General features: G+C 74.2%; 25 protein-coding genes and 1 tRNA gene. 10 read left to right on the forward strand and 16 right to left on the reverse strand.

All coding sequences use genetic code 11. The features are described from left to right. Positions 1-11 precede the first annotated feature (11 nt). Together JD78_RS20090 and JD78_RS20095 are read right to left on the reverse strand one after the other, a co-directional pair. A tRNA-Pro gene (locus JD78_RS20090) sits at positions 12-88 on the reverse strand. Between the two features lie 40 nt (positions 89-128). After that, positions 129-1,040, reverse strand: a complete 912-nt coding sequence (locus JD78_RS20095) for a metallophosphoesterase (RefSeq protein ID WP_153360340.1) — start codon at positions 1,038-1,040, stop codon at positions 129-131. 69 nt (positions 1,041-1,109) lie between these two features. Between JD78_RS20095 and JD78_RS20100 the strand changes: the two genes are divergently transcribed. Continuing rightward, positions 1,110-1,562, forward strand: a complete 453-nt coding sequence (locus JD78_RS20100) for a GatB/YqeY domain-containing protein (RefSeq protein WP_153360342.1) — start codon at positions 1,110-1,112, stop codon at positions 1,560-1,562. Positions 1,563-1,626: 64 nt separating this feature from the next. On the opposite strand, the gene JD78_RS20105 is transcribed toward JD78_RS20100, so the two are convergent. The 4 genes from JD78_RS20105 to bagA form a co-directional block, all read right to left on the reverse strand. After that, positions 1,627-3,852, reverse strand: coding sequence for a transglycosylase domain-containing protein (locus JD78_RS20105; RefSeq protein WP_153360344.1), 2,226 nt, complete (start codon positions 3,850-3,852; stop codon positions 1,627-1,629). 109 nt (positions 3,853-3,961) lie between these two features. Next, positions 3,962-5,101, reverse strand: coding sequence for a fatty acid desaturase (locus JD78_RS20110; RefSeq protein WP_153360346.1), 1,140 nt, complete (start codon positions 5,099-5,101; stop codon positions 3,962-3,964). Positions 5,102-5,249: 148 nt separating this feature from the next. Next, on the reverse strand, positions 5,250-6,488 hold the full coding sequence (bagB, locus tag JD78_RS20115) for an ATPase BagB (RefSeq protein WP_228395156.1): 1,239 nt from the start codon (positions 6,486-6,488) through the stop codon (positions 5,250-5,252). Beyond that, on the reverse strand, positions 6,485-7,477 hold the full coding sequence (gene bagA / locus JD78_RS20120; RefSeq protein WP_228395157.1) for an ATPase BagA: 993 nt from the start codon (positions 7,475-7,477) through the stop codon (positions 6,485-6,487). The genes bagB and bagA overlap by 4 nt, the downstream gene beginning before the upstream one ends. A 118-nt stretch (positions 7,478-7,595) precedes the next feature. On the opposite strand from bagA, the gene sp36 reads away from it, so the two are divergent. The 3 genes from sp36 to JD78_RS20135 all read left to right on the forward strand — a co-directional run bounded on the left by sp36 (position 7,596) and on the right by JD78_RS20135 (position 9,192). Next, a complete protein-coding gene (gene sp36 / locus JD78_RS20125; RefSeq protein WP_166521355.1) occupies positions 7,596-7,766 on the forward strand; it encodes a Sp36 family protein in 171 nt (56 codons plus the stop codon). A gap of 7 nt (positions 7,767-7,773) precedes the next feature. Further along, positions 7,774-8,241, forward strand: coding sequence for a RidA family protein (locus JD78_RS20130; protein ID WP_153360350.1), 468 nt, complete (start codon positions 7,774-7,776; stop codon positions 8,239-8,241). A 147-nt stretch (positions 8,242-8,388) separates the two neighbouring features. After that, positions 8,389-9,192: an NUDIX hydrolase gene (locus JD78_RS20135; RefSeq protein ID WP_153360352.1), complete on the forward strand. Its 804-nt coding sequence runs from the start codon at positions 8,389-8,391 to the stop codon at positions 9,190-9,192. A 68-nt stretch (positions 9,193-9,260) separates the two neighbouring features. On the opposite strand, the gene JD78_RS20140 is transcribed toward JD78_RS20135, so the two are convergent. Both JD78_RS20140 and JD78_RS20145 read right to left on the reverse strand, forming a co-directional pair. Further along, positions 9,261-9,935 carry a Crp/Fnr family transcriptional regulator gene (locus JD78_RS20140; protein ID WP_153360354.1) on the reverse strand — a complete coding sequence of 225 codons (675 nt, stop codon included), beginning with the start codon at positions 9,933-9,935 and terminating at the stop codon, positions 9,261-9,263. A 148-nt stretch (positions 9,936-10,083) separates the two neighbouring features. Then, on the reverse strand, positions 10,084-10,377 hold the full coding sequence (locus tag JD78_RS20145) for a hypothetical protein (protein ID WP_228395158.1): 294 nt from the start codon (positions 10,375-10,377) through the stop codon (positions 10,084-10,086). Between the two features lie 158 nt (positions 10,378-10,535). Here JD78_RS20145 and nth point away from each other — a divergent pair, with 158 nt between their 5' ends. From nth to JD78_RS20170, 5 genes are read left to right on the forward strand one after another with little or no spacing between them, the layout of a single operon-like run. Continuing rightward, positions 10,536-11,336 carry an endonuclease III gene (gene nth, locus JD78_RS20150; protein WP_153360356.1) on the forward strand — a complete coding sequence of 267 codons (801 nt, stop codon included), beginning with the start codon at positions 10,536-10,538 and terminating at the stop codon, positions 11,334-11,336. Further along, positions 11,333-11,911, forward strand: a complete 579-nt coding sequence (locus tag JD78_RS20155; RefSeq protein WP_153360358.1) for a TlpA family protein disulfide reductase — start codon at positions 11,333-11,335, stop codon at positions 11,909-11,911. The genes nth and JD78_RS20155 overlap by 4 nt, the downstream gene beginning before the upstream one ends. Continuing rightward, positions 11,908-12,654, forward strand: a complete 747-nt coding sequence (locus tag JD78_RS20160) for an NUDIX hydrolase (RefSeq protein ID WP_153360360.1) — start codon at positions 11,908-11,910, stop codon at positions 12,652-12,654. The genes JD78_RS20155 and JD78_RS20160 overlap by 4 nt, the downstream gene beginning before the upstream one ends. Then, entirely contained in the window at positions 12,651-13,133 is a 483-nt protein-coding gene (locus tag JD78_RS20165; protein WP_153360362.1) for a cupredoxin domain-containing protein, read from the forward strand. Before JD78_RS20160 ends, JD78_RS20165 begins: the two co-directional genes overlap by 4 nt. Beyond that, complete coding sequence (locus JD78_RS20170; RefSeq protein ID WP_153360364.1) at positions 13,130-14,311, forward strand: MarP family serine protease; 1,182 nt, start codon at positions 13,130-13,132, stop codon at positions 14,309-14,311. The genes JD78_RS20165 and JD78_RS20170 overlap by 4 nt, the downstream gene beginning before the upstream one ends. A 15-nt stretch (positions 14,312-14,326) precedes the next feature. On the opposite strand, the gene JD78_RS20175 is transcribed toward JD78_RS20170, so the two are convergent. The 3 genes from JD78_RS20175 to acs form a co-directional block, all read right to left on the reverse strand. Then, positions 14,327-15,256 carry an alpha/beta fold hydrolase gene (locus tag JD78_RS20175; RefSeq protein ID WP_153360366.1) on the reverse strand — a complete coding sequence of 310 codons (930 nt, stop codon included), beginning with the start codon at positions 15,254-15,256 and terminating at the stop codon, positions 14,327-14,329. Positions 15,257-15,260: 4 nt separating this feature from the next. Continuing rightward, positions 15,261-15,764, reverse strand: a complete 504-nt coding sequence (locus tag JD78_RS20180; RefSeq protein WP_228395159.1) for a phage holin family protein — start codon at positions 15,762-15,764, stop codon at positions 15,261-15,263. Positions 15,765-15,989: 225 nt separating this feature from the next. Then, positions 15,990-17,966 carry an acetate--CoA ligase gene (gene acs, locus JD78_RS20185; RefSeq protein WP_153360370.1) on the reverse strand — a complete coding sequence of 659 codons (1,977 nt, stop codon included), beginning with the start codon at positions 17,964-17,966 and terminating at the stop codon, positions 15,990-15,992. Between the two features lie 151 nt (positions 17,967-18,117). Here acs and JD78_RS20190 point away from each other — a divergent pair, with 151 nt between their 5' ends. Continuing rightward, the gene (locus JD78_RS20190; protein WP_228395160.1) at positions 18,118-18,831 is read left to right on the forward strand and encodes a (2Fe-2S)-binding protein; all 714 of its coding nucleotides are present in this window, start codon (positions 18,118-18,120) and stop codon (positions 18,829-18,831) included. A 3-nt stretch (positions 18,832-18,834) separates the two neighbouring features. On the opposite strand, the gene JD78_RS20195 is transcribed toward JD78_RS20190, so the two are convergent. The 5 genes from JD78_RS20195 to JD78_RS20215 form a co-directional block, all read right to left on the reverse strand. Further along, complete coding sequence (locus tag JD78_RS20195; protein WP_208104164.1) at positions 18,835-20,058, reverse strand: serine hydrolase domain-containing protein; 1,224 nt, start codon at positions 20,056-20,058, stop codon at positions 18,835-18,837. A 130-nt stretch (positions 20,059-20,188) separates the two neighbouring features. Further along, positions 20,189-20,449 (reverse strand): helix-turn-helix transcriptional regulator, encoded by a 261-nt coding sequence (locus JD78_RS20200; RefSeq protein ID WP_153360374.1) that lies wholly within the window; start codon positions 20,447-20,449, stop codon positions 20,189-20,191. Next, positions 20,446-21,300 (reverse strand): ABC transporter permease, encoded by an 855-nt coding sequence (locus tag JD78_RS20205; RefSeq protein WP_153360376.1) that lies wholly within the window; start codon positions 21,298-21,300, stop codon positions 20,446-20,448. Before JD78_RS20205 ends, JD78_RS20200 begins: the two co-directional genes overlap by 4 nt. After that, positions 21,297-22,223, reverse strand: coding sequence for an ABC transporter ATP-binding protein (locus JD78_RS20210; protein WP_166521356.1), 927 nt, complete (start codon positions 22,221-22,223; stop codon positions 21,297-21,299). Before JD78_RS20210 ends, JD78_RS20205 begins: the two co-directional genes overlap by 4 nt. A gap of 71 nt (positions 22,224-22,294) precedes the next feature. Continuing rightward, on the reverse strand, positions 22,295-22,846 hold the full coding sequence (locus JD78_RS20215) for a dihydrofolate reductase family protein (RefSeq protein ID WP_153360378.1): 552 nt from the start codon (positions 22,844-22,846) through the stop codon (positions 22,295-22,297). Between the last annotated feature and the right edge of the window lie 25 nt (positions 22,847-22,871).

Genomic DNA, 22,871 nt, shown 5'->3' on the forward strand with positions numbered 1-22,871 from the left:
CCCTGAGTGGCTGGTCGGGGTGACAGGATTTGAACCTGCGGCCTCGTCGTCCCGAACGACGCGCGCTACCAAGCTGCGCCACACCCCGAGGTGCGTCGAGAACTGTACTCGACGCTGCGCGGCCGCCGTCAGCGGGTCCGGGCGGTGAGGGTGAGCAGCGTGGCCTCGGGCGGGCAGGCGAAGCGGACCGGGGCGTACGGGCTCGTGCCCAGGCCGGCGGAGACGTGCAGCCAGGTGCCGGCCGGGTGCGCCGGGGTCGGCTCGGCCCAGCGGTGCAGCCAGCGCACGCGCGCCCGGTCGATGCCGCAGTTGGTGACCAGAGCACCGTAGAACGGCACCCGCAGCTGACCGCCGTGGGTGTGCCCGCAGAGCAGCAGGTCGTAGCCGTCGGCGGCGAACCGGTCGAGCACCCGCGGCTCGGGGGAGTGGCTCAGCCCGAGCCGCAGGTCGGCGTCCCGGTCGGCCGGCCCGGCCACCGCGTCGTACCGGTCGCGCTTCAGGTGGGAGTCGTCCACCCCGGCGAACACGATCCGGCGGCCGGCCACGGTGAGCTCGCCGGCGGCGTTGGTGAGGTCGAGCCACCCGCGCGCGGTCATCCCGTCGCGCAGGTCGCGCCAGGGCAGCTCGTCACCGTGCACCCGCTTGTGCTCGGTCCGGAAGTACTTCAGCGGGTTCTTCGGGCGCGGGGCGTAGTAGTCGTTGCTGGCCAGCACGAAGACGCCGGGCAGGTCCAGCAGCGGCTCCATCGCGCGCAGCGTGCCGGGGACGGCGTCCATCCCGGCCAGGTTGTCGCCGGTGTTCACGACCAGGTCCGGCTGCAGCGCGGCCAGCCCGGCGACCCACTCCTGCTTGCCGCGCTGACCGGCGGTCATGTGCAGGTCGGACAGCTGGAGCACGCGCAGCGGCGCGGACCCCGGGGCCAGCGCCGGCACGTCGAAGCGGCGCAGCGTCCACCGGGTGCGCTCGACCAGGCCCGCGTAGGCGACGGTGGCCGCGCCGGTGGCGAGCACGGCGGTGGGGACGGCGGTGGCGGCGCGCATGGGGCGAGATTAGGGGGCCGCCGGGAACTGCGTCGCCGTGGTGGCGCCGCGGGTGGCAGGCTCGGTGGCGTGGCTGAGCTGAAGGAACGACTGCGCACCGACCTGACCACCGCGATGAAGGGCCGCGACGAGCTGCGCACCGCGACGCTGCGGATGGTGCTGGCCGCCGTCTCCGCGGAGGAGGTGTCGGGCAAGGAGGCCCGGGAGCTGTCCGACGACGAGGTGCTGGCGGTCCTGCGCCGGGAGGCGAAGAAGCGCCGCGAGGCGGCCGAGGCGTTCGCCGGTGCCGGCCGGACCGAGCAGGCCGAGCGCGAGCGGGCCGAGGAGGGCGTCGTCGCCACCTACCTGCCCGCCCAGCTGGGCGACGCGGACCTGACCGCGCTGGTGGCCGACGTGATCACCCGCACCGGCGCCTCCGGCATGAAGGACATGGGGAAGGTGATGGGCGCCGCGAACCAGGAGGTCGCCGGGCGGGCCGAGGGCGGCCGGGTGGCCGCCGAGGTGCGCCGCCAGCTGGGCTGAGCCATCGGCCCCGTCCCGCCCATGACGGCGGGGCCGGGCCCGCAGGCCCGGCCCCGCCGGTCGTTCAGTCCGTGGGTGCTCCGCCGGTCTCCGCCGGCGGGGCCGCCGGCGTCTCCGGCGGAGGTGCCGGCTGCGACGGCGCGGAGGGCGACGACGGAGGCTGGCTGCTGGAGGACGACGGAGGCCGCCCGCGGTCGTCGGAGTCGTCACGTGACTCGGTCCGCTGCGGCCGCGGCGGGGCGGGGACCATGCCGGCGCCCTTGGTCCCGGCGGCGACCGCCGGGTCGGCCGGCGGGAACTCGCGGGTGGGGCCCTGGGCGAGGATCGGCTCCATCGCGTCGTGCCAGATCTGCGCCGGGCGCCCACCGCCGTAGCTGCCGGCGTCCTGCTTCTCCTTGGGGTTGAAGATCATGACGCTGGCCGTGTACTCGGGCAGGAAGCCGACGAACGCGACCGAGTCGCGGTCCTGCGAGGTGCCGGTCTTGCCCGCGATGTCGTGCCCGGGCACGTTGGCCCGGGTGCCGGTGCCGATGTTGCTCTGCACGTCGGCGGTGAGCGCGTCGGCCAGGGTGTTGGCGACGGCCGGGCGGATGGCCGCGGGGGTGCAGTTGTCGTCGCGGACCACGGGCCGGCCCTCGTCGTCGGTCACCGGCTCGCCGTTGCGGTCGAGGATCGCCACGACCGGCGTCGGGTCGCACTGGGTGCCCTCTGCGGCGAGCGTGGAGTAGGCGCTGGCCAGGTAGAGCGGGCTGGTCTCGAACGGGCCGAGGGTGAACGACGCCATCTCCCCCTCGATGATGTCGTCGACCTTGTCGTCGAGGGAGCGCAGGCCCATGCGCTGCGCCATGCTCGCCGGGCCGCGGATGCTCCCGAGGGTGTCCTCCATCGCGATGAAGTACGTGTTCGAGGAGCGGGCCAGCGCGTCGTGCATGGTCAGGTTGGTCGGCAGCGTCCCGACGTTCTGGATCGGGCCGTAGGGCTCGCCGCGGGTGGTGCCGCCGTTCTTCTTGAAGACCCGGGAGTAGTACGGGTCACTGGTGGTGAGCCGGTAGTTGATGCCGTAGCCCGCGTCGAGCGCGGCGGCGGCGGTGAACACCTTGTAGGTCGAGCCGGAGCCCTTGCTGGCCACGACGTTGAGGTTCACCGACTCGCAGGCGGCGTCGGCGGTGCGGTCGCAGCCGTACTTGCGGTTCGCGCTCATCGCCAGCACCTTGCCGGTGCCCGGCTCGACGGCGGTGTAGACCGCAGCGAGGGAGTCGCCCATCGGCACGCTGTTGAGCACGGCCTGGTCGCCTGCGGCCTGCATGTCCGGCCGCAGGGTGGTCTGGATGGTCCACCCGCCGTTGTTGATCTCGGTCGGGGACAGCCCGAGCGTGCCGGTCAGGTAGGTGTACAGGTAGTCGCAGAAGAAGCCGCCGATGGTCGCGTTGGCACAGCCGTTGGGCGGGTTGCCGCCCTGGACGACCGGGATCGGCGAGGCCGTGACGTCGGCCAGCTCCTGGTCGGTGATGTGGCCGAGCTGGTGCATCCGGGCGAGCACCTGGTCGCGGCGCTGCTGGGCGAGCTCGGGGTAGTCGACCGGGTTGTTCCGCGGGGTCTGCACCAGGCCGGCGAGCACGGCGGCCTGCGGCAGCTGCAGGTCGACGGCGTTCATGCTGAAGTACTCCTGCGCCGCGGCCTGGATGCCGTACGCCCCGCGCCCGAAGTAGGCGATGTTCAGGTAGCGGGTGAGGATCTCGTCCTTGGAGTACTCCTCCTCCAGGGCGAGGGCCAGCCGCGCCTCGCGCAGCTTGCGGCCCACCGTCTCGTCGAGCGCGGCGTCCCGCTCCTCCTGGGTCTCCGCCGTCTCCACCAGCGTCTGCTTCACCAGCTGCTGGGTGAGCGTGGACCCGCCCTCGAGCACCTCACCGGCGGCGAGGTTCTTCATCAGCGCACGGGTGGTGCCCTCCACGTCGAGTCCGCGGTGCTCGTAGAAGCGCGAGTCCTCGATGTCGACGATCGCCTGCTTCATCACGTCGGAGATCTGGTCCGGGGCCACCGGCGTCCGGTTGTTCTCGTAGAACTCGGTGATCACCTGGCCGTCGGCGGCCAGCACCGTCGTGTTGCCGTTGGGCGTCTTGTCGGTGAGCTCGACCGGCAGCGCGTCGAGCAGGCTCGCCGAGTTGCGGGCGACCAGACCGGGCCCGCCGACCCAGGGCAGGAGCATGGCGGCGACCAGGGCACCGGCGACGACGACGGTCGCCGCGAGCTTGACCAGGGCGCCCAGACGTGGGTTCGCAGACTCGGACATCGCAGGCCAAGGTACCTGTCCGGAGCGGGCCCGTGGGGGGCTCGAGCGGCGACGCGCGGACGTCGGGCGTGGCGTCCGCGCGCCGCCGGACCGGGCGGTCGATCGGTGGTCAGGCCTGCTGGTAGCGGTTGGCCCGGGCGAAGGTGCCCATGTCGTTGAACCGGACGCCGTTGGCGGCCAGCACCGGGTGGATGTCGCGCTCCATCAGCTGCCGCACGTAGAAGGGGTCGGCCACGTAGAAGTGGTGGATCGGGTGGGTGCTGCCGAAGTTCAGGCAGAAGACCTGGAACGGCACCAGGTACCACTTGTTGAACACCTGCGTCTGCTGCAGGACGTTCCCCTGCTCGACGTCGCCCTGGTAGTGCATGTTGCTGCTGATGAAGTGCAGGCAGAAGCCGCGCCACACGTTCGGGCCCACCCAGACGACGGTGAGCACGGTGAGGGTGTGCAGCAGCCCGGCCGGGACGGCGGCGCCGGCCCAGGCGGCCACGTGCAGGGCGAGGAAGCCGTACCAGATGGTGATCGCCACCGGGGTCAGCCCGATGCTGGCCTTGAGGATGGTGCGCCGCCACAGCGCGTCCTCGGCGTCGGCGGGCCGGGTCGTGACGATCCGGATCAGCGCCGGCACGTAGGGGTCGAGCAGGCTGTACAGCCGGACCAGGCCCCACGGCTTGCCGTTGGTGATCGACACCTCCTCGATGTCGTCGGGGAGCCCGGAGTACGCGTGGTGCCGCAGGTGCAGGCGGATCCGGTAGACCGGGTTGATCGTGTACGGGCGGATCGCCCAGACGCCGAAGAGCAGCGCGTACCGCACGGCCTTGCGGCGGCGGAAGTACAGGGCGTGGATCAGGTCGTGCTCGACCTCGTGACCGACCGCGGCGAAGGCCGCGGACAGCAGCACCGTCACGTACCAGGGCAGCACGCCGGTCAGGTAGAGCGCGCCGGAGCCGACGAACCCGGCGACGGCGACGGCGAAGGCGGCCAGGCCGAGCGCGTCCTGGTGCCGCAGCACCGGGTGGTCGCGCCGCAGCTCCTGCGACCGCCGCCGGATCGCCGCGGTGATGATCTTCGTGCGAGCCCGGTCGTCGGCGTCCATGCCGGTGAGGTCGACCGGGATCTCCACGGGCAGCTCCGCGGCGGTGGGGACCACCGTGGGGACGGTCGTCCCGGTGCCGAAGAGCCCGATGTCGGGAGTCGTCGGCCGCGGCTGGTCGGCGTCGGGGACGTCGACCCCTGGGGCTGTGGTCATGCGGCTGCCTCACTCCTCCGGCTGATGGGTCGCGGCGGACCGTAACGGAGTGTGAGGGGAGAGTGGAGCCGTTCGGGTTGCGAGCGGGCCACGTCCGGGTTAAGAGTGCCCGCGGTTCACCCCGGAGCGTGACCCGCGGGGTCGGTGGTCAGGCCGCTGGGCGCCGGACCGGCAGCACCCGGCTGCGCGGGGTGCCCGTGCCGGTGTCGTCCTCGTCGGCGAGCAGGGCGGACGCCATGACGCGCAGCCCGTCCAGGTCGTGCACGTCGCCGGCCGCGGCCGGGACGGTGCGCACCGGCACCTCCGGGTGTGCGCTGGTGAACCGGTCGGCCAGCCGCTGCTCCCGGGCGGCCTGGGTCATCCGCTCGGCGTGCACCCGCAGTGCCCCGGCGGCCAGCGCGGCCTCCGGCCCGCCCGCCTCGGTGACCGCCTCGGCCGCGGCCGCCGCGCGGGTGGCCGAGAGCCCGGTGGTCGCCGGCGGGTGGGTGCGGTTGAGCACCAGCCCGGCCAGCGGCATCCCCTCGGTGGAGAGCCGGTCGACGAAGTAGGAGGCCTCGCGCAGCGCGTCCGGCTCCGGGGCGGCGACGACGACGAAGGCGGTGCCCGGCTGGCGCAGCAGCTCGTAGGTGGCGGTGGCCCGCTCCCGGAAACCGCCGAACATGGTGTCCAGCGCGGAGACGAACGCGGAGATGTCGTTGAGCAGCTGCCCACCGAGGATCTTGCTGATGATCCGGCTGAACAGGCTGAAGCCGGCGCCGAACAGTCGGACCCCGGCCCGCCCGCCGGCCCGCGCCGGCGCGGTGAGCAGCCGGATCATCGTGCCGTCGAGGAAGCGGCTCATCCGGTTCGGTGCGTCCAGGAAGTCCAGCGCCGATCGGGACGGCGGGGTGTCGACGATCACCAGGTCCCAGCGGTCGCTGGCGCGCAGCTGGCCCAGCTTCTCCATCGCCATGTACTCCTGCGTGCCGGCGAAGGAGGAGGACAGCGCCTGGTAGAAGGGGTTCTCGAAGATCACCTGCGCCCGCTCGGGCGTGGAGTGGGCGGACACGACGTCGTCGAACGTCCGCTTCATGTCCAGCATCATCGCGTTCAGCTCGCCCGCGGCGCCGGGCACCTCGACCCGGCGGGGCTCGTTGTCCAGCTCGACCAGGCCGAGCGACTGGGCCAGCCGCCGGGCCGGGTCGATCGTGAGGACGACGACCTGCCGGCCGGCCTCCGCCGCCGCCAGGGCCAGCGCCGCCGACGTCGTCGTCTTGCCCACGCCGCCGGAGCCGCAGCAGACCACGATCCGGGTGGCCGGGTCACCGACCAGGGCGGCCAGGTCCATCGCCGGGGCATGGTGTTGCGGGGTGTGGTGTTGCGGGGTGTGGTGCTGGGGGGTGCTCACGCGGCGGCCTCCGTGCTCAGGTGCCCCTCGAGGCGCTCGGCCAGCTCGAACAGGCAGCCGAGGTCGATCGGGCCGACCGACAGCGGCAGCTCGACGGTGGGCCGGCCCAGCGCCTCGACGTCGTCGCGCAGCGCGTCCTGCGCCGTCCAGCGGCGGGCGTGCTCCACCGCCTCGGCGACGAGCCCCTCGGCCAGCTGGTCACCGCCGGGCAGCTCCGCGGCGGACAGCGCCGAGGTGAGGTCCGCCGCGGTCAGCCCGCCGTCGGCCGCCCGGGCCAGCGCCGCGGCCGGCAACAGCGGCTCGCTGGCCATGTTGACGATCACCGAGCCGACCGGCAGGCCGGCCTCGCGCAGGTCCGCGATCGCGTCGGCGGTCTCCTGCACGGGCATGTCCTCCAGCAGCGTGACCAGGTGGACGGCGGTCTGCGGTGAGCGGAAGACGGCCATCACCCCGTCGCTCTGGGTCTTGATCGGGCCGGAGCGGGCGAGGCCGGCGACCTCGTTGGTGACGTTGAGGAACCGGGTGATCCGCCCGGTCGGCGGGGCGTCGACGACGACGGCGTCGTACACCGGCCGACCGTGCTCGCGGCGGGTGACCGCCTCCTTGATCTTCCCGGTCAGGAGCACGTCGCGCAGCCCGGGGGCGATCGCGGTGGCGAAGTCGATCGCGCCCATCTTGCGCAGCGCGTACCCGGCCCGCTTGAGGTTGTAGAACATGTCGAGGTACTCCAGGAACGCCGCCTCGACGTCGATGGCCAGCGCCTTCACCTCGCCCCCACCGCGGGCGACGGCGACCCGGCGCTCCTCGTAGGGCAGCGGCGGGGTGTCGAACAGCTGGGCGATGCCCTGCCGGCCCTCGGTCTCGATCAGCAGCACGTGGTGCCCGTCGGCGGCCAGGGCCAGGGCGAGCGCGGCGGCGACCGTCGTCTTCCCGGTGCCGCCCTTCCCGGTGACGACGTGGCAGCGCACGGAGCGGGGATCGGGCGTCACCGGCTCAGCGTACGAGTCGGCGGACCCCCCTGCCCCCCAGCGCTCGCAGGCCCGCACCGGGCCGCTGCACGGGGGCCGTTCCATCCTGTCGCGGTCGGGGCTGCGCTAGCGTCGCGGCATGAGCGAAGCCCGCCGTACCTGGGAGTACGCCACCATCCCGCTGCTGATCCACAACACGAAGGCGATCCTGGACTCGTGGGGCGTCGACGGCTGGGAGCTGGTCACCGTCCTCCAGGGCCCCGGCGGCGGCGACCAGCTGGTGGCCTACCTCAAGCGCCCGACGAGCTGAGGCCGGCATGACCGCCCCGCAGAGCTGGCACGCCCGGCTGCAGGAGCTCGGGGTCCGGCTGCCCCCGGTGGCCGCGCCCGTGGCCGCCTACGTCCCGGCCGTCCGCACCGGCCAGCTGGTCTTCACCTCCGGGCAGCTGCCCTTCGTCGACGGCGGGCTGCGTCGCACCGGCAAGGTGGGCGGGTCGGTCGACGTCGAGGACGCCGCGGCCGACGCCAAGGTCTGCGCCCTCAACGCGCTGGCCGCCGTCGACGACCTGGTCGGCCTGGACCAGGTGGCGCGGATCGTGCGGGTCGTGGGGTACGTCGCCAGCGCGGAGGGCTTCAGCGCCCAGCCGCGAGTGGTCAACGGCGCCAGCGAGTTCCTCGGCCGGGTCTTCGGCGACGCCGGGCAGCACGCCCGCAGCGCCGTCGGTGTCGCCGAGCTGCCGATGAACGCCCCCGTCGAGGTGGAACTCACCGTCGAGCTGCGATGACACTGCGATCCTCCGGATCGCCGCGCGGCCAGGTGCCGGTGCCGGTGGCGACGAGCGCGTCCCCGTGTCCCCGGCGGGGAGCCTCCGGCCCCCGCGCCGGGGCCACCGCCTCCTTCGTCGGCGTCCGTCCCGGTGGGTCCCGGTCCGATGACTGATGTGGTCCCGATCCGGCAGGCGGCGACCGTGTTGCTGGTGCGGGACGGTGCTGCCGGGCTGGAGGTGCACCTGCTGCGCCGGGTCCGGGGCATGCCCGCCGCCGGGGGGATGACCGCCTACCCCGGCGGCGGGGTCGACGAGCGCGACGGGGAGGTCGAGACCGCCTGGGTCGGGCCGCCGCCGGCCGAGTGGGCGGCCACCTGGGGCTGCGACGAGCGGCTGGCGCGGGAACTGGTGTGCGCCGCCGTCCGGGAGACCTTCGAGGAGGCCGGCGTGCTGCTCGCCGGCCCGCCCGGGGGCGCCGCCGTCGTCCCGGACGTCTCCGGTGCGGACTGGGAGGCCCAGCGACAGGCGCTGGTCGCCCGGGAGCTGTCCCTCGCCGAGCTGCTGGCCGCCCGCGGCCTGGCGGTGCGCGCCGACCTGCTGCGTCCCTTCGCGCACTGGATCACCCCGCCGGCCGAGCGCCGGCGGTACGACACCAAGTTCTTCCTCGCGCTGCTGCCCGCGGGCCAGGAGGCCCGGGACGTCTCCGGCGAGGCCGACGAGGCCGGCTGGGCCACCCCGGCCGCCGCGCTCGAGGCGTACGCCGCGGGCACCCGGCCGATGCTGCCGCCGACCGTGCACACCCTCGGCCAGCTGGGCGCCTTCCCCGACGCGGCGGCCGCGCTGGCCGGGTCCCCGCCGGAGCCGGTGGTGCCGATCAGCCCGCGGTTCGTGCGCACGCCCGGCGGCCTGGTCGCCGTGCTGCCCGACGGCACCCGCATCCCGATGGTGCGGCCGCCGCAGCAGCCTTGAACCCGGGGCGCCGAACGCGAGGGGCCCAGGACCGGGTCGGTCCTGGGCCCCTCGCGTTCAGTCCTGGCTCAGCGGGCGCGGCGGCGCAGCCGTTCCTCGTCCAGGACGACGACGGACTTGCCCTGCAGCTGGATCCAGCCGCGGTGCACGAAGTCGGCCAGCGCCTTGTTCACCGTCTCGCGGGAGGCGCCGACCAGCTGGGCCAGCTCCTCCTGGGTGAGGTCGTGCTTGACCCGCAGGCCCTCGTTCTCCCGGCTGCCGAAGCGGTCGGCCATCTGCAGCAGCGCCTTGGCCACCCGGCCGGGGACGTCGGTGAAGATCAGGTCGGCGACCGAGTCGTTGGTGCGGCGCAGCCGGCGGGCCAGCACGCGCAGCAGCTGCTCACCGATCTCCGGGTGCGCGGTGATCCACGGGCGCAGCATCGTGTTCGGCATCTTCGCCAGCCGCACGTCGGTGACCGCCGTCGCGGTGGCCGTGCGCGGGCCGGGGTCGAACACCGACAGCTCACCGAACTGGTCGGAGGGGCCCATGACGGCCAGCACGTTCTCGCGGCCGTCGGGCGCCCGGCGGGAGAGCTTGATCTTGCCGGACAGCACGACGTAGAGGCTGTCGCCCGACTCGCCCTCGTTGAAGACCACGCGGCCACGGGGCAGCGTCACCGTCTCCAGCGCGCTGGCCACCGGTTCGGCGGCCTCCTCCGACAGCCCCTGGAAGAGCCCGGACTGGGCAAGTACGTCGTCCACGTGCACCTCTCGCAACGTCCTCGCGGGAGCGATGGCGACCCGCGTTCCCGCAGAGTCTAGGCCCTGTGGCCAGCCTCACCCGTGCGGTCAGTCACCGACCTGCCCACTCAGAGTGGGGTCGAACCGTCGGTGCGCGCCCCGGTCGGGGTCAGTCGGGGTCGCGGTCCTCCTCGCCGTGGGTGCTGTCGAAGTCCAGCACCGCCGGCTGCGCAGGCGGCGTCATGTTCCGCGGACGGCGCCGGCGGCGGGCCCGCCAGCGGCTCATCGCCCGCCGGATGCCGGAGGAGGCCAGGGTGCCCACCTCACCCGGGGTCGCCGTGTCGAGGAAGGCCTCGACCTCGCGCGGCGAGGTCTGCCGGCGCAGCGGCTCCTCGACCCGCTCCATGACGAGCAGGAACGCGATCAGCAACGGCGGGAACAGGATGACGATGAGGGCGACCACGAGCACCTCCTCGGCGGCGTCTCCGGGCGGGGAGGCCCGGGCGGAGAGACGACGTCCGTCGTGCGGTCGGGGTGTGCGCCGGGCTGGCTGCCGGACGGTGCACCAGCAGCGAGTATGACGGTCGCTGCCTGTCGGTGCCGACGCCTACCCTCGGTCGCGTGTCCGAGCCCGTGACCCCGCCGGCCTACACCCGGCCCGCCGCACCCCGTCGTCCGGCGCGCGCCGCCCGGCTGGGCGTCCCGCCCTTCGACCCGGAGGAGAGCCCGCTGGCCCGCACCCGCCGGGCCCGGCGGACCAACCGGGAGCTGGCGCTGATCCACCCCGATGCGCACTGCGAGCTCGACTTCACCACCCCGCTGGAGCTGCTGGTCGCCACCGTCCTGTCCGCGCAGACGACGGACAAGACGGTGAACAAGGTGACGCCGACGCTGTTCGCCCGGTACCCGGACGCCGCCGCCTACGCCGGCGCCGACCGGGCCGAGCTGGAAGAGATCCTCAAGCCCACCGGGTTCTTCCGCGCCAAGGCCAACTCGGTGCTCGGCCTCGGCCAGGCGCTGGTCGAGCGCTTCGACGGCGAGGTGCCGGCCCGGCTGGAGGACCTGGTGACGCTGCCCGGCGTCGGGCGCAAGACCGCCAACGTGGTGCTCGGCAACGCCTTCGGGGTGCCCGGGCTGACCGTCGACACCCACTTCGGCCGGCTGGTGCGCCGGTTCGGGTGGACCGGGGAGGAGGACCCGGTCAAGGTCGAGACCGAGATCGCCGAGCTGATCCCGAAGAAGGAGTGGACGATCTTCTCCCACCGGGTGATCTTCCACGGCCGGCGCGTCTGCCACGCGAAGAAGCCGGCCTGTGGCGCGTGCGGGCTCGCCTCGTGGTGCCCGTCCTACGGGATCGGCCCGGTCGACCCGCAGGTCGCGGAGAAGCTGGTGAAGACGCCGGCCGCCTCGGACACCGAGTGACCGGCCGCCTCCTCGTCGTCCTCGCCGCGGCACTGCTGGTGACCGGCTGCACCGCCGACGACGACGCCGCACCGGAGCAGCCGGCCCCGGCCGCGGCCCCCGACGTGCGGACCGACCTGACGGCCTGTCCCGAGCAGCCCGACGAGCCGGCGCCGGACGGCGAGCTGACCGGGCTGTCCTTCTCGTGCTTCACCGGGGGCAGCCTGGACCTCGGCCGGGCCCAGGGGACGCCCACCGTGGTGAACCTCTGGGCCAGCTGGTGCCCGCCCTGCCGGGAGGAGCTGCCGGTGGTGCAGGAGCTGGCCGACGCGGCCGGTGACCGGCTGCGCGTGCTGAGCATCGACAGCCAGGACCGGGCCGCCGCCGGTGCCTCCTTCGCCGACGACGCCGGGGTCACCCTGCCCACCGCCTTCGACGAGGACGGCGAGGTGACCGCGGCGCTCGGGCTGCGCAGCCTCCCGCACACCCTCTTCCTCGCCGCCGACGGCTCGGTGGCCCACGTGCAGGTCGGCCAGGTCCCGTCCCTGGCCGAGTTCGAGCAGCTGGTGGCCGAGCACCTGGGCGTGCAGCTGTGACCGTCGCGCCCGAGGACCTGGCCGACCTCCCCGAGCACGTCCGGCGGCTCGTCGCGACGGCCGGCGAGCTGTCGCTGTGGCACCGGCACGACCCCCGCGCCGCCCGCTCGGCCACCGCCCGCCGCTCCGCGGTGCTGCTGCTCCTCGGGGAGGGGCCCGGCGGCCCGGACGTGCTGCTCATCGAGAAGTCCGCGCACCTGCGCCGGCACGCCGGCCAGCCGGCCTTCCCCGGCGGTGGCGCCGACCCGGGGGAGGAGTACCCGGTGGCCACCGCGCTGCGCGAGGCGCACGAGGAGGCGGGGGTCGACCCGGCCGGGGTGCGGGTGCTGACCACCCTGCCGGCGCTCTTCCTCGGGCCGTCGGACAACCTGGTCGTCCCGGTGGTCGGCTGGTGGGACGACCCGCGGGACGTCACGGTCGGCGACCCGTTCGAGGTGGCCCGGGTGGCCCGGGTCCCGCTGGCCGAGCTCGCCGATCCGGCCAACCGCTTCCGGGTGGGCCACCCCAGCGGCTACGTCGGCCCGGCGTTCGACGTCGCCGGGATGGTCGTCTGGGGGTTCACCGCCGCGCTGCTGGACGCCGTGCTCGAGGCCGCGGGGCTGGCCCGTCCCTGGGACGAAGGCGACGTCCGGCCGCTGCCGGTCCCGCCGCCGCCGGCCGGGGAGCTCGACGACCGCGCCGCGCCGACGGCGGCCGACGACGCCCGGCGCACAGCCGGTCCGCGTACCGTCCCGGGACCATGAGCGCAGCCCAGGCCCGCGCGCGAGCGCGGCGGAGCCCTCGCCCACCGGCACCGGTGCTGCTGGTGGTGCTCGCCCTGCTCGGCGTCGTGCTGGCCGGGTGCTCCAACCAGCAGCCGGTGCTGCCCGAGGCCACCCGCACCGCCGGCGGCGACGTCGGCACGGTGACGACCACGGCCGACGGCGTGCAGGAGATCACCCTGACCACCGGCGACGACTACGTGTTCACGCCGGACACCTTCACCGTCGAGCCGGGCACCGTGCGGGTGACCGTGCGCAACGTGGCGGACCAGCTGACGCACAACTTCCGCTTCACCCCGGACACCGGCCCCGTGCCGATCGAGCCGGCCATCCCGGTGCTCGGCCCCGGGGAGGAGGACACGATCGAGTTCGAGGTGACCGAGCCGGGGGAGTACCCCTTCGAGTGCAGCTTCCACATCGCGCTCGGGCAGGTCGGGACGATGACGGTGCGCGCTCCGTGAGCCTGGTCGACGTGGCGCTGATCGTCCTCGCGATGGTCTTCGCGCTCTCCGGCTTCCGGCAGGGCCTGATCGTGTCGGCCACCTCGTTCGTGGGCTTCTTCGGCGGCGCGGTCATCGGCGCCCAGCTGTCCGGGCCGATCGCCGACGAGCTGGCCGGGTCCTCGGTCACCCGGGTGTTCGTGGCGCTGGTCGTCGTCCTCGCCGGTGCGCTGCTCGGTCAGCTGCTGGCCGGGGTGGTGGGGCGCGCGGTGCGCACCCGGGTCACCTGGGAGCCGGCCAAGGTGCTCGACTCGGTCGCCGGGGCGGTGGTCTCCGCCGCGGCCGTGCTGCTGGTGGCCTGGATGGTCGCGATCCCGCTGGCCAGCTCCCCGTTCCCCGGGGTCGCCGCGCAGGTGCGCGAGTCGAGCCTGGTGCAGTCGGTCGACCGGGCGGTCCCCGAGCAGGTGCGCTCGCTCTACGAGTCGCTGCGCGACGCGATCGACCGGCAGGGGCTGCCCGACGTCCTGGACCCCCTCACGCCCACCCAGGCGCGGGACGTCCCGGCGCCGGACCAGGCGCTGCTGGCCAGCCCGGTCGTCACCCAGGTGCGGGGCTCGGTGGTGCAGATCCGGGGGATCGCCGGGTCGTGCGCCCGGCAGATCGACGGGTCGGGGTTCGTCTACGCCGACGAGCGGGTGATGACGAACGCACACGTGCTGGCCGGGGTCGACCGGCCCACCGTCAGCGCCGAGGGGCAGACCTACGACGCCACGCCGGTGTACGTCGACGAGGAGACCGACGTCGCGGTGCTGGCCGTCCCCGGGCTCCCGCAGGTGCCCCTGCGGTTCACGCCGACGCCCGCGGACACCGGCGACGACGCCATCGTCATGGGCTACCCGGGCGGTGGGGGCCTCTACGTCGGCCCGGCGCGGGTGCGCGACCGCGGCCCGATCAGCGGACCGGACTTCCGCGCGGTGCGCACCGTCGAGCGCGACGTCTACGCGCTCTACGGCCAGGTGCGCGCGGGCAACTCCGGCGGCCCGCTGCTGGCGCCCGACGGCACGGTGCTCGGCGTCGTCTTCGCCTCGGCGATCGACGACCCCGACACCGGCTACGCGCTCACCTACGACCAGGTCGAGACGGCAGCCGTCGAGGGCCAGCGCGCGGTCGCCGCGGTGGACACCGGCGCCTGCGAGTGAGCGCGGCGCGCCCGCTCAGGCGGTGGCCCAGTCGGCGATGGCCGCGGTGACCTCGTCCGGGGCCTCCTCGTGCGGGAAGTGCCCGACCCCGGGCAGCTCCAGCCAGCGGTGGGCGCCGGCCACGTAGCGGTCCGACCCGCGGGCGGTGGCCGGCAGGACGTGCGGGTCCTGGGCGCCGTGCACCTGCAGGGTCGGCGCGGTGACGGGCGCGGCCATCCGCCGGGCGAACCGCAGGCCGTCCGGCCGGAGCTGGGAGCGGCCGGCCCAGCGGTAGTACTCCATCGCCCCGTAGGCGGCCTGCGGGATCCGGGCGGCGGAACGGTAGCGCTCGACCGCCTCGGCGAAGTCCGCGGTGTGCACCCACGACGGCCCCGACCAGCGGCGCATCAGCTCGGCCACCGGGTCGTCGTCGGCGCGGGTGAGGCGCCGCTCGGGCAGCCGGGGCAGCTGGAAGCGCACGGCGTAGGCCATCGCGCGGCGCTGCTGGGCGTTCGACATGCCCGCGCGCAACAGGCGGGGGTGGGCCGCGGAGACGACCACGAGCCGGCGGACGGTCCGCGGGTGCAGGGCCGCCATCGTCCAGCCGACCAGCCCGCCCCAGTCCGAGCCGACGACCACGGCCTCGGTCTCCCCGAGCGAGCGGATGACCGCAGCGGCGTCGGCTGCCGCGGTGGGCAGGTCGTAGCCGCGGGGTGGCTTGTCGCTGGCCCCGTAGCCGCGCAGGTCCGGGGCGACCACCCGCAACCCGGCCGCGGCCAGCCCGGTGAGCTGGGACCGCCAGGCCCACCAGAACTCCGGGAAGCCGTGCAGCAGCAGGACCAGCGGTCCTTCCCCGGCCTCCGCGGCGTGCAGCCGGACGCCGTTGGCGGAGACGTCGCGGTGCGACCACGGGCCGGGCAGCAGGGCACTGGTGGCGTCGGGCAGCCCTTCGCCGGGCAGCGTCACCGGATCAGCGCAGGCGGGCGTGCGCGTCCTGCCGGACGACCTGGCCGTCGCGGACGGTGGGCAGGTCGTGCGTGCGCTGGCCGGGCGCCTCGCGCCGCATCACGTCGGGCAGGTCCTGCAGCGTCTCGATGGTGCGCTCGGGCTTCTTGATCTTCTTGACCAGTCGCCAGCCCACGAACCCGACGACCGCGGCCAGCAGCACCAGCAGGGCGAACACGATCAGGAAGGCCGCCCAGCGGGGGAGCCAGACCGCCAGCAGCTCGGCGAGGAAGAAGAAGAAGAAGAAGCCGGCGAAGGCGAGCATCGCGCCGGCGGCGGCGAACGCCCCGGCCCCGGCCCCGCCCCGCTTCACGGACGCCCCGATCTCGGCCTTGGCCAGCTCGATCTCCGAGCGGACCAGCGTGGAGACGTCGGTCATCGCGCTCTTGGCCAGCGTGCCGACCGAGGGCTCGGTGGCGCCGGCGGCGGTCGATCCCGTCAGCGGGGGCGTCGGCACACTCTGGGCCACGGGTGGCTCCTCACTCATCGGCGCCAGGCGGACTCCCGGCGCGTCGGACTGCCGTTGATCGTGCCGCATCCGCGCGCTCGTCGCCGTCCGGGGTCACCCGGGGGAGGGGGAGGCCCGTGCGGCCGGGCCGCGCGGGCGGCCGCCGGGGGACTGGGCAGCAGGGGGTGTGGAGCTCGTGCTCTGCTCGCCGGGGCGAGAAGAGCACGAGCTCCGGGAGTGCCCTCGTCAGTCGTCGGAGCCGCTGGAGGGCAGCTTCGAGCTGATCAGCTCCATCACCGAGGAGTCGGTCAGCGTGGTGACGTCGCCCAGCTCCCGGTTCTCGGCCACGTCGCGGAGCAGGCGGCGCATGATCTTGCCCGAACGGGTCTTGGGCAGCTCCTGCACGACCATGATCTGCCGCGGGCTGGCGATCGGCCCGATCTCCTTGCGCACGTGCAGCCGCAGCTCCTTGACCAGCTCCTCACCCCGGTCGACGGCGTCGCCGCGCAGGATGACGAACGCGACGATGCCCTGGCCGGTGGTCGGGTCGGTCGCGCCGACCACGGCCGCCTCGGCGACGGTCGGGTGGCTGACCAGCGCCGACTCCACCTCGGTGGTCGAGATCCGGTGCCCGGACACGTTCATCACGTCGTCGACCCGGCCGAGCAGCCAGATGTTGCCGTCGGCGTCCTTCTTGGCCCCGTCACCGGCGAAGTAGACGTTCTTGCCGAAGCGGGACCAGTAGGTGTCGACGTAGCGGTCGTCGTCGCCCCAGATGGTGCGCAGCATCGACGGCCACGGCTCGGTGAGCACCAGCAGCCCGGTGGAGTCGTCGGCGAGCTCGTTGCCCTCGTCGTCGACCACCTTGGCGGAGATGCCGGGGAACGGGTGCTGGGCCGATCCGGGCACCAGCTTCGTGACGCCCGGCAGCGGGGTGATCATGTGGCCGCCGGTCTCGGTCTGCCACCAGGTGTCCACGATCGGGCAGCGGCCGCCGCCGATGTTCTTGTGGTACCAGAGCCACGCCTCGGGGTTGATCGGCTCACCGACCGACCCGAGCAGCCGCAGCGAGGAGAGGTCGAACCCGGCCGGGACGTCGTCGCCCCACTTCATGAAGGTGCGGATGGTGGTCGGCGCCGTGTACAGGATGGTCACCCCGTACTCCTGCACGATCTCCCACCAGCGGCCGCGGTGCGGCGTCTCCGGGGTGCCCTCGTACATCACCGACGTCGCCCGGTTGGAGAGCGGTCCGTAGACGATGTAGCTGTGGCCGGTGACCCAGCCGACGTCGGCCGCGGTCCAGTAGACGTCGGTGTCCGGCTTGAGGTCGAACGTGGCCCAGTGGGTGTAGCTGACCTGGGTCAGGTAGCCGCCGGAGGTGTGCAGGATGCCCTTGGGCTTCGCCGTCGTGCCCGAGGTGTACATGATGTAGAGCGGGTGCTCGGCGTCGAACGCCTCGGCCGTGTGCTCGGTCGACTGCCGCTCGACCAGGTCGGACCACCAGACGTCGCGGCCCTCGGTCATCTCGACGTCCTGGCCGGTGCGGTTCACGACCAGCACGCTGCGGACCCCGTCCGTCTTGGTCAGCGCCTCGTCGACGTTGGGCTTGAGCCCGCTGGGGGCGCCGCGGCGGTAGCCGCCGTCGGCGGTGACGACGACCTTGGCGTCGGCGTCGGTGATCCGGCTGGCCAGCGCGTCGGGGGAGAAGCCGCCGAAGACGACCATGTGCACCGCGCCGATGCGGGCGCAGGCCAGCATGGTGAAGATCGTCTCCGGGATCATCGGCAGGTAGATGGCGACCCGGTCACCGGACTGCACGCCCAGCTCGATCAGCGCGTTGGCGGTCTTGCAGACCTCGTCCTTGAGCTGGGCGTAGGTGATCGTGCGGGTGTCGCCGGGCTCACCGATCCAGTGGTAGGCGACCTGGCTGCCGTGGCCGGCGTCGACGTGCCGGTCGACGCAGTTGGCCGCCACGTTCAGCTTCCCGCCGACGAACCACTTCGCGAACGGCGGGTTGCTCCAGTCCAGCGCTTGCTCCCACGGCTGGTCCCAGTCGAGCCGGCGGGCGGCGTCCTCCCAGAAGCCGACCCGGTCGGCCGCGGCCCGCTCGTAGGTGTCCGGCCCCGCGTTGGCGGCGGCGGCCAGCGCCTCCGGCGGCGGGAACCCGCCCTCGGGCAGCTGGCTGGACAGGCCCTGGGCGTCGTTCGTCTGGGTCTCGCTCATGCGCCACCTCCGGATCCGGGCGCCGCCCTCCCGGCGAGGCGGCGCTGTCTCTGCTGCACAACCTATGGCCCCGGTCACCTCCCCGTCAGGTGCCCCCGCACGTCGGGTGGGAACGGGGCCGGGCGAAACTGTCGGGGTGGATGCCGGCGCGATGCGGTTCGCCCTGCTGCCCGGTGCGGCGGGGCTGGGGCTGGTACCCCCGCCCTCGGCGGACGCCGTCCCCGCGACCGTGCTGGCCGACCCGGCCTGGACCGGCGAGGTGCTGACGGCGCGGGCGCCGCGGCAGGGCACCGGCGACCGGCGGGTGCTGGCCACGGTGTGGTGGTACTCGGCCTCCACCGTGCTGATCGGGCCGTTCCTGGCCGGGCTGGTCACCGGGGCGCCGGTGTCGGCCCGGCTCGCCGACACCACGCTGCACCTGCTCGCCGGGCGCACCCCGGTCGCGGCGACCGCCGGTGACCCGGCCGTCGGTGGTGCCCCGGCCGGTGACCTGCGCGCGTCCCTGGCGGCGGTGGTCGCCGCGGTGGCCGCGGCCGGTGGGCTGCGGGAGCGCCCGCTGTGGGCGATCGCCACCGACTCGATCGCCAACCGGCTGCTCACGCTCGGCCGGGCCACCGGCGACGTCGCCGCGGCGACCGCCCTGGCCGGCCCACTGGCTGCGGAGATCGGCGCGCCGCTCCCTGCGCCGCGCTTCGCCGACGTCGCCCGGCCCGGTGGAGGGGCGGTGCGGTTCACCCGGCGGGTCTCGTGCTGCCTGCTGTACCGGGTGCCGCACGAGGCCACCTGCACCGCGTGCCCGCGGCGCCCCCCGGCGCACCGCGAGGTGCTGCTGGAGGACGCCGCGAGCCGGTTCCCGCCCGACTGACCGTCAGCCGCAGATCGCGGTGTCGATCGTCTCCTCGAGCCGGACGGCCTGCTCCTCGGTGGTCGGCTCGCCGGTGACGACGACGACGGCCCCGCGCCCGTCGCTGGTCACGGCGTTGCGGGTGTGCGCCCCCGGGATGTCGCCGCCGTGGCCCCAGGCGACGCCGCCGCAGCTGAGCGTGTAGGTCTGCAGCCCCAGCCCGTACTCCTCCTGCCCGCGCAGCACGGTGCCGTCGGCGGGCACGGTGTCCTGCATCTCCGCGAGCAGGTCCGGGGTGAGCAGCTCGCCGTCCACCAGCGCCTGGTCGAACCGCAGCAGGTCGCGCGGGCTGGAGACCAGCGCCCCGGCCGCCCAGCCCATCGACACGTCCTGGTCGGTGACGTCGGTCAGCGGCGTCCCGGGGTCGACCGGGAGCGGGTTCTCGCGGTCGAGCGGGAAGTAGGTGTGCGGGTGCCGACCGCGGATCTCCTGCTCGCCCTCGCCCGGCCAGTAGGTGGCGCGCAGCCCCAGCGGCTCGATGATCCGGCGGGTGATCTCCTCGCCGACCGGCCGGCCGGTGACCTGCTGCACGACCAGTCCGGCCAGCGTGTAGTTGGTGTTGCTGTACTCGAAGTCGGTGCCGGGCGGGAACAGCGCCGGCCGGCTCAGCCCCAGGGCCAGGGCGTCGTGCGGCTCGTAGAAGCGGGTGAGACCGCTGGCCAGCCACTCCGGGACGAGGAGCTCGTCGTAGTCGGGGATCCCGCTGGTGTGCTGCAGCAGCTGGCGGACGGTGATCTGCCGCCCGTCGATGCCCTCGCCGCGGACCAGGCCGGGGAGGTACGTCTCGACCGGCTCGTCCAGGCCGACGCGCCCCTCGCCGACCAGCTGCAGGACGACGGTGGCGGTGAACGTCTTGGTGTTGCTGGCGATCCGCACCTGCCCGTCCCGCGGCACCGGGGCACCGGTGGCGAGGTCACCGACCCCGGCGGTCAGGTCCCGGACCCGGCCGTGGACGTCGCTGACCGCGGCCAGCGCCCCGGGGTAGCCGTCGTCGCGGACCAGGGCGTCGAGCTCCTGCTGCAGCGCGGTGACCGGGGAGTGCGGGGCCGGGGTCGGGGTGTGCTCGGGTGGGCCGGCGGTGGCGGACGGCGCGAGCAGGCCGGCGGCGAGCAGACCGCTGAGCGCGGTCCCGGCGACGGCGACGACGCCGACGCGGTGGGCGGTGGACGGGCGGGCGGTTCCGGTCACGAGGGCTCCTCGAGGGGTGGCTGGAGGGGTGGCTGACGGACACCACCGACCCTCGCCGTCCCGGCCGGCCGGTTCGATCCCGCTGGCACGACAGCCGGGGTACCCCTGGCACCACCTCAGGCCGTGCACCTCATGCGCTGGACGCCTCGCCCGGGTCGGCGCGGTGCAGGTCGGTGACCCGGGGGAACGGCGCCAGCGAGAAGACCGCCTCGACCGGCACCTGGAAGAACTCCGCGATGCGCAGCGCGATCGCCAGGCTGGGGCTGTACTCGCCCCGCTCCAGGTAGCCGACGGTCTGGTAGTGCACCCCCAGGGCGTCGGCCAGCTCCCGCCGGGTGACCCCCTGCTCGGCGCGCAGCAGCGCGATCCGGTTGTGGACGCCCTCGGTCACCTGACCCACTGCAGCGCCGCCTCCCGCGCGGCCTGCACCTGCGAGCCGGACTGCCGCCGGGCCATCCGGCGCAGCACCCGCGGCGCGACGAGACAGCCTGCCACCGCCCACGCGACGAGCACGAGCAGGCCCAGGCCGGGCCGCCACACGTCGCCGAGCTCGCCCGCCGCGGCTGCCTCCGGCAGGAACGCCCAGCGCAGCACGTGCCCGATCCAGTAGACGGGGAAGACCTGCGCGACCGCCTGCACCCACCCCCAGACGGCCTGGATCGGCACGACGATCCCGGAGATGCCCAGCAGGGTGAGCACCGGCAGCATGCCCCAGGTGCCCACCTTCTGGACGCTGGGCACGATCGAGCCGAGCACCATGCCCCAGGGCAGGACGGCGAACAGACCGACGGCGATCAGCCCGACGGTGACCGCCCAACCCGTCGCGCCCCGCTGCATGAGGTCGTCGAACAGGAGCAGGCTGGGCACCAGCACCACCAGCAGGGTGGGCACCAGGGTGAGCGACTGCAGGGTGAGCTGCCCGGTCACGTACCCCGGCATGCCGTGCGGCAGGGCCTTGTGCCGCAGCAGGGTCCCGTCCTCCCGCTCCATCGCGAGGGAGTACGCCGGGCCGATGACCACGCCGAAGGCGAGCAGCCCACCGAGGATGCTGGGCAGCGCGAACGAGGGGTAGAGCAGCCCGGTGTCGCCCACCTCGTTGTCCCGGTTCGCCCACAGCACGGCCAGCGTCACCACCCCGATGAACAGGTAGAAGCCCTGGTCCTGGGGGCTGCGCAGGCTCTGGACGAACTCGGTCCAGCCGCGGCGCGCGCCGAGGCCGATCGCGTGCCGGGTGGCGTTCACCGGGTCACCTCCACCAGCTCGGGGGAACGCGGGGTCGACTCCGACCGGTGCACCATCGCCAGGTAGGTGTCCTCCAGGTCGGCGCGGCGCACCTCCAGGTCGCTGATGTCGTCGTGCTGCGCGAGCAGCTCCCGGACGAAGGGCACCGGCTCGTCGGTGGCGTGCACGAAGACCTCGCCGGCGCAGGTCCACCGCACCTCGGCGCGGCCGGCGACCTGACGGGCCAGGGCGTCCGGGCTGCCGTCGGCGACGATCCGGCCCTCGTTGAGGATGAGGATCCGGTCGGCCAGCCGCTCCGCCTCGCCCAGGTCGTGGGTGGTGAGCAGGATGCTGGTGCCCTCCAGGTCCGACAGCCGGTGCACCAGGTCGTGGAAGTCCCGTCGCGCCTCCGGGTCGAACCCGGCCGTCGGCTCGTCCAGGAACAGCAGCTCCGGCCGGCCGATGACGCCCACGGCGACGTCGAGCCGACGGCGCTGCCCACCGGAGAGGGTGGCGATCTTGCGGTCGGCGCCGTCGGTCAGGCCGACGGTGGTGAGCAGCCAGTCGACCTCGTAGGGGCGGGGGTGGTCCGGCGTCGCGTAGGGCGCGTAGTAGCCGCCCAGGTAGGACAGCAGCCGGCGCGGTGTCCAGCGCGGGTGGTCCCGCCAGGACTGGAGCACCACCCCGATCCGGGCCCGCCAGGCGTCGTCGCCGGTGGCCGGATCGCCACCCAGCACCCGGACGGTGCCGGCCGAGGGGAGCCGGAAGCCCTCCAGGATCTCGATCGTGGTGGTCTTGCCGGCGCCGTTGGGGCCGAGCAGGCAGACCACCTCGCCGCGGTGGACGTCGAGGTCGACGCCGGTGAGGACCGCGCGCGGCCCGTAGCTCATCTGCAGGTCACGCACCTGGACGACGGGTTCGTCGGTGATCGGGGACGAGGGCATCGGACACCACTCCCGGAGGGCATCAGCTGGGTGGCGGCGATAGTAGGAGTGCTACATCCGCCGCACAAGTGTTATCCGCGCAGCACCCGGAACCGGAGAGAGGTCCGCGCCGTCAGCTCATCGACGCGCAGCTTCTCCAGCTGCTGCGGTGGCGCGCCGTCGAACAGCCGCCGGCCCCGGCCGAGCAGCACCGGCATCACGTCGACCCACAGCTCGTCGACCAGGCCGGCGGCGAGCAGCTGCTGGTTGAGGTCGGCGCCACCGATCACGGTCACCGCCCTGTCGCCGGCCAGCACGGCCGCGCAGGCGACGGCCGCCTCGACCCCCTCGGTCACGAAGGTGAAGAGGAGCCGGTCGTTGCGCTTGGGCTGCTTCGCCGGCGGGGTGTGGGTCAGCACCACGATCGGCACCTGGAACTCGTAGCCGTCGGCGTACCCGTCGGGGTCCTCGGCGCCGTCGAAGGTCCGCCGCCCCATCAGCGCCGCGCCCGTGACCTCGCGGGCCTCGGCCATGTACGGCCCCTCCAGCTCGGCGAAGTCGGAGTACAGCATCCCGTAGTCGCCGTGCTCGTCGGCGACGAAGCCGTCCAGCGAGATGGTCATGCCGGCGATCACCGTGGCCATGGGTCCTCCTGCGGTCCGCGCCCCG

The sequence above is a fragment of the Modestobacter roseus genome, assembly GCF_007994135.1.
In the GTDB taxonomy this organism is placed as follows: Bacteria; Actinomycetota; Actinomycetes; order Mycobacteriales; family Geodermatophilaceae; genus Modestobacter; species Modestobacter roseus.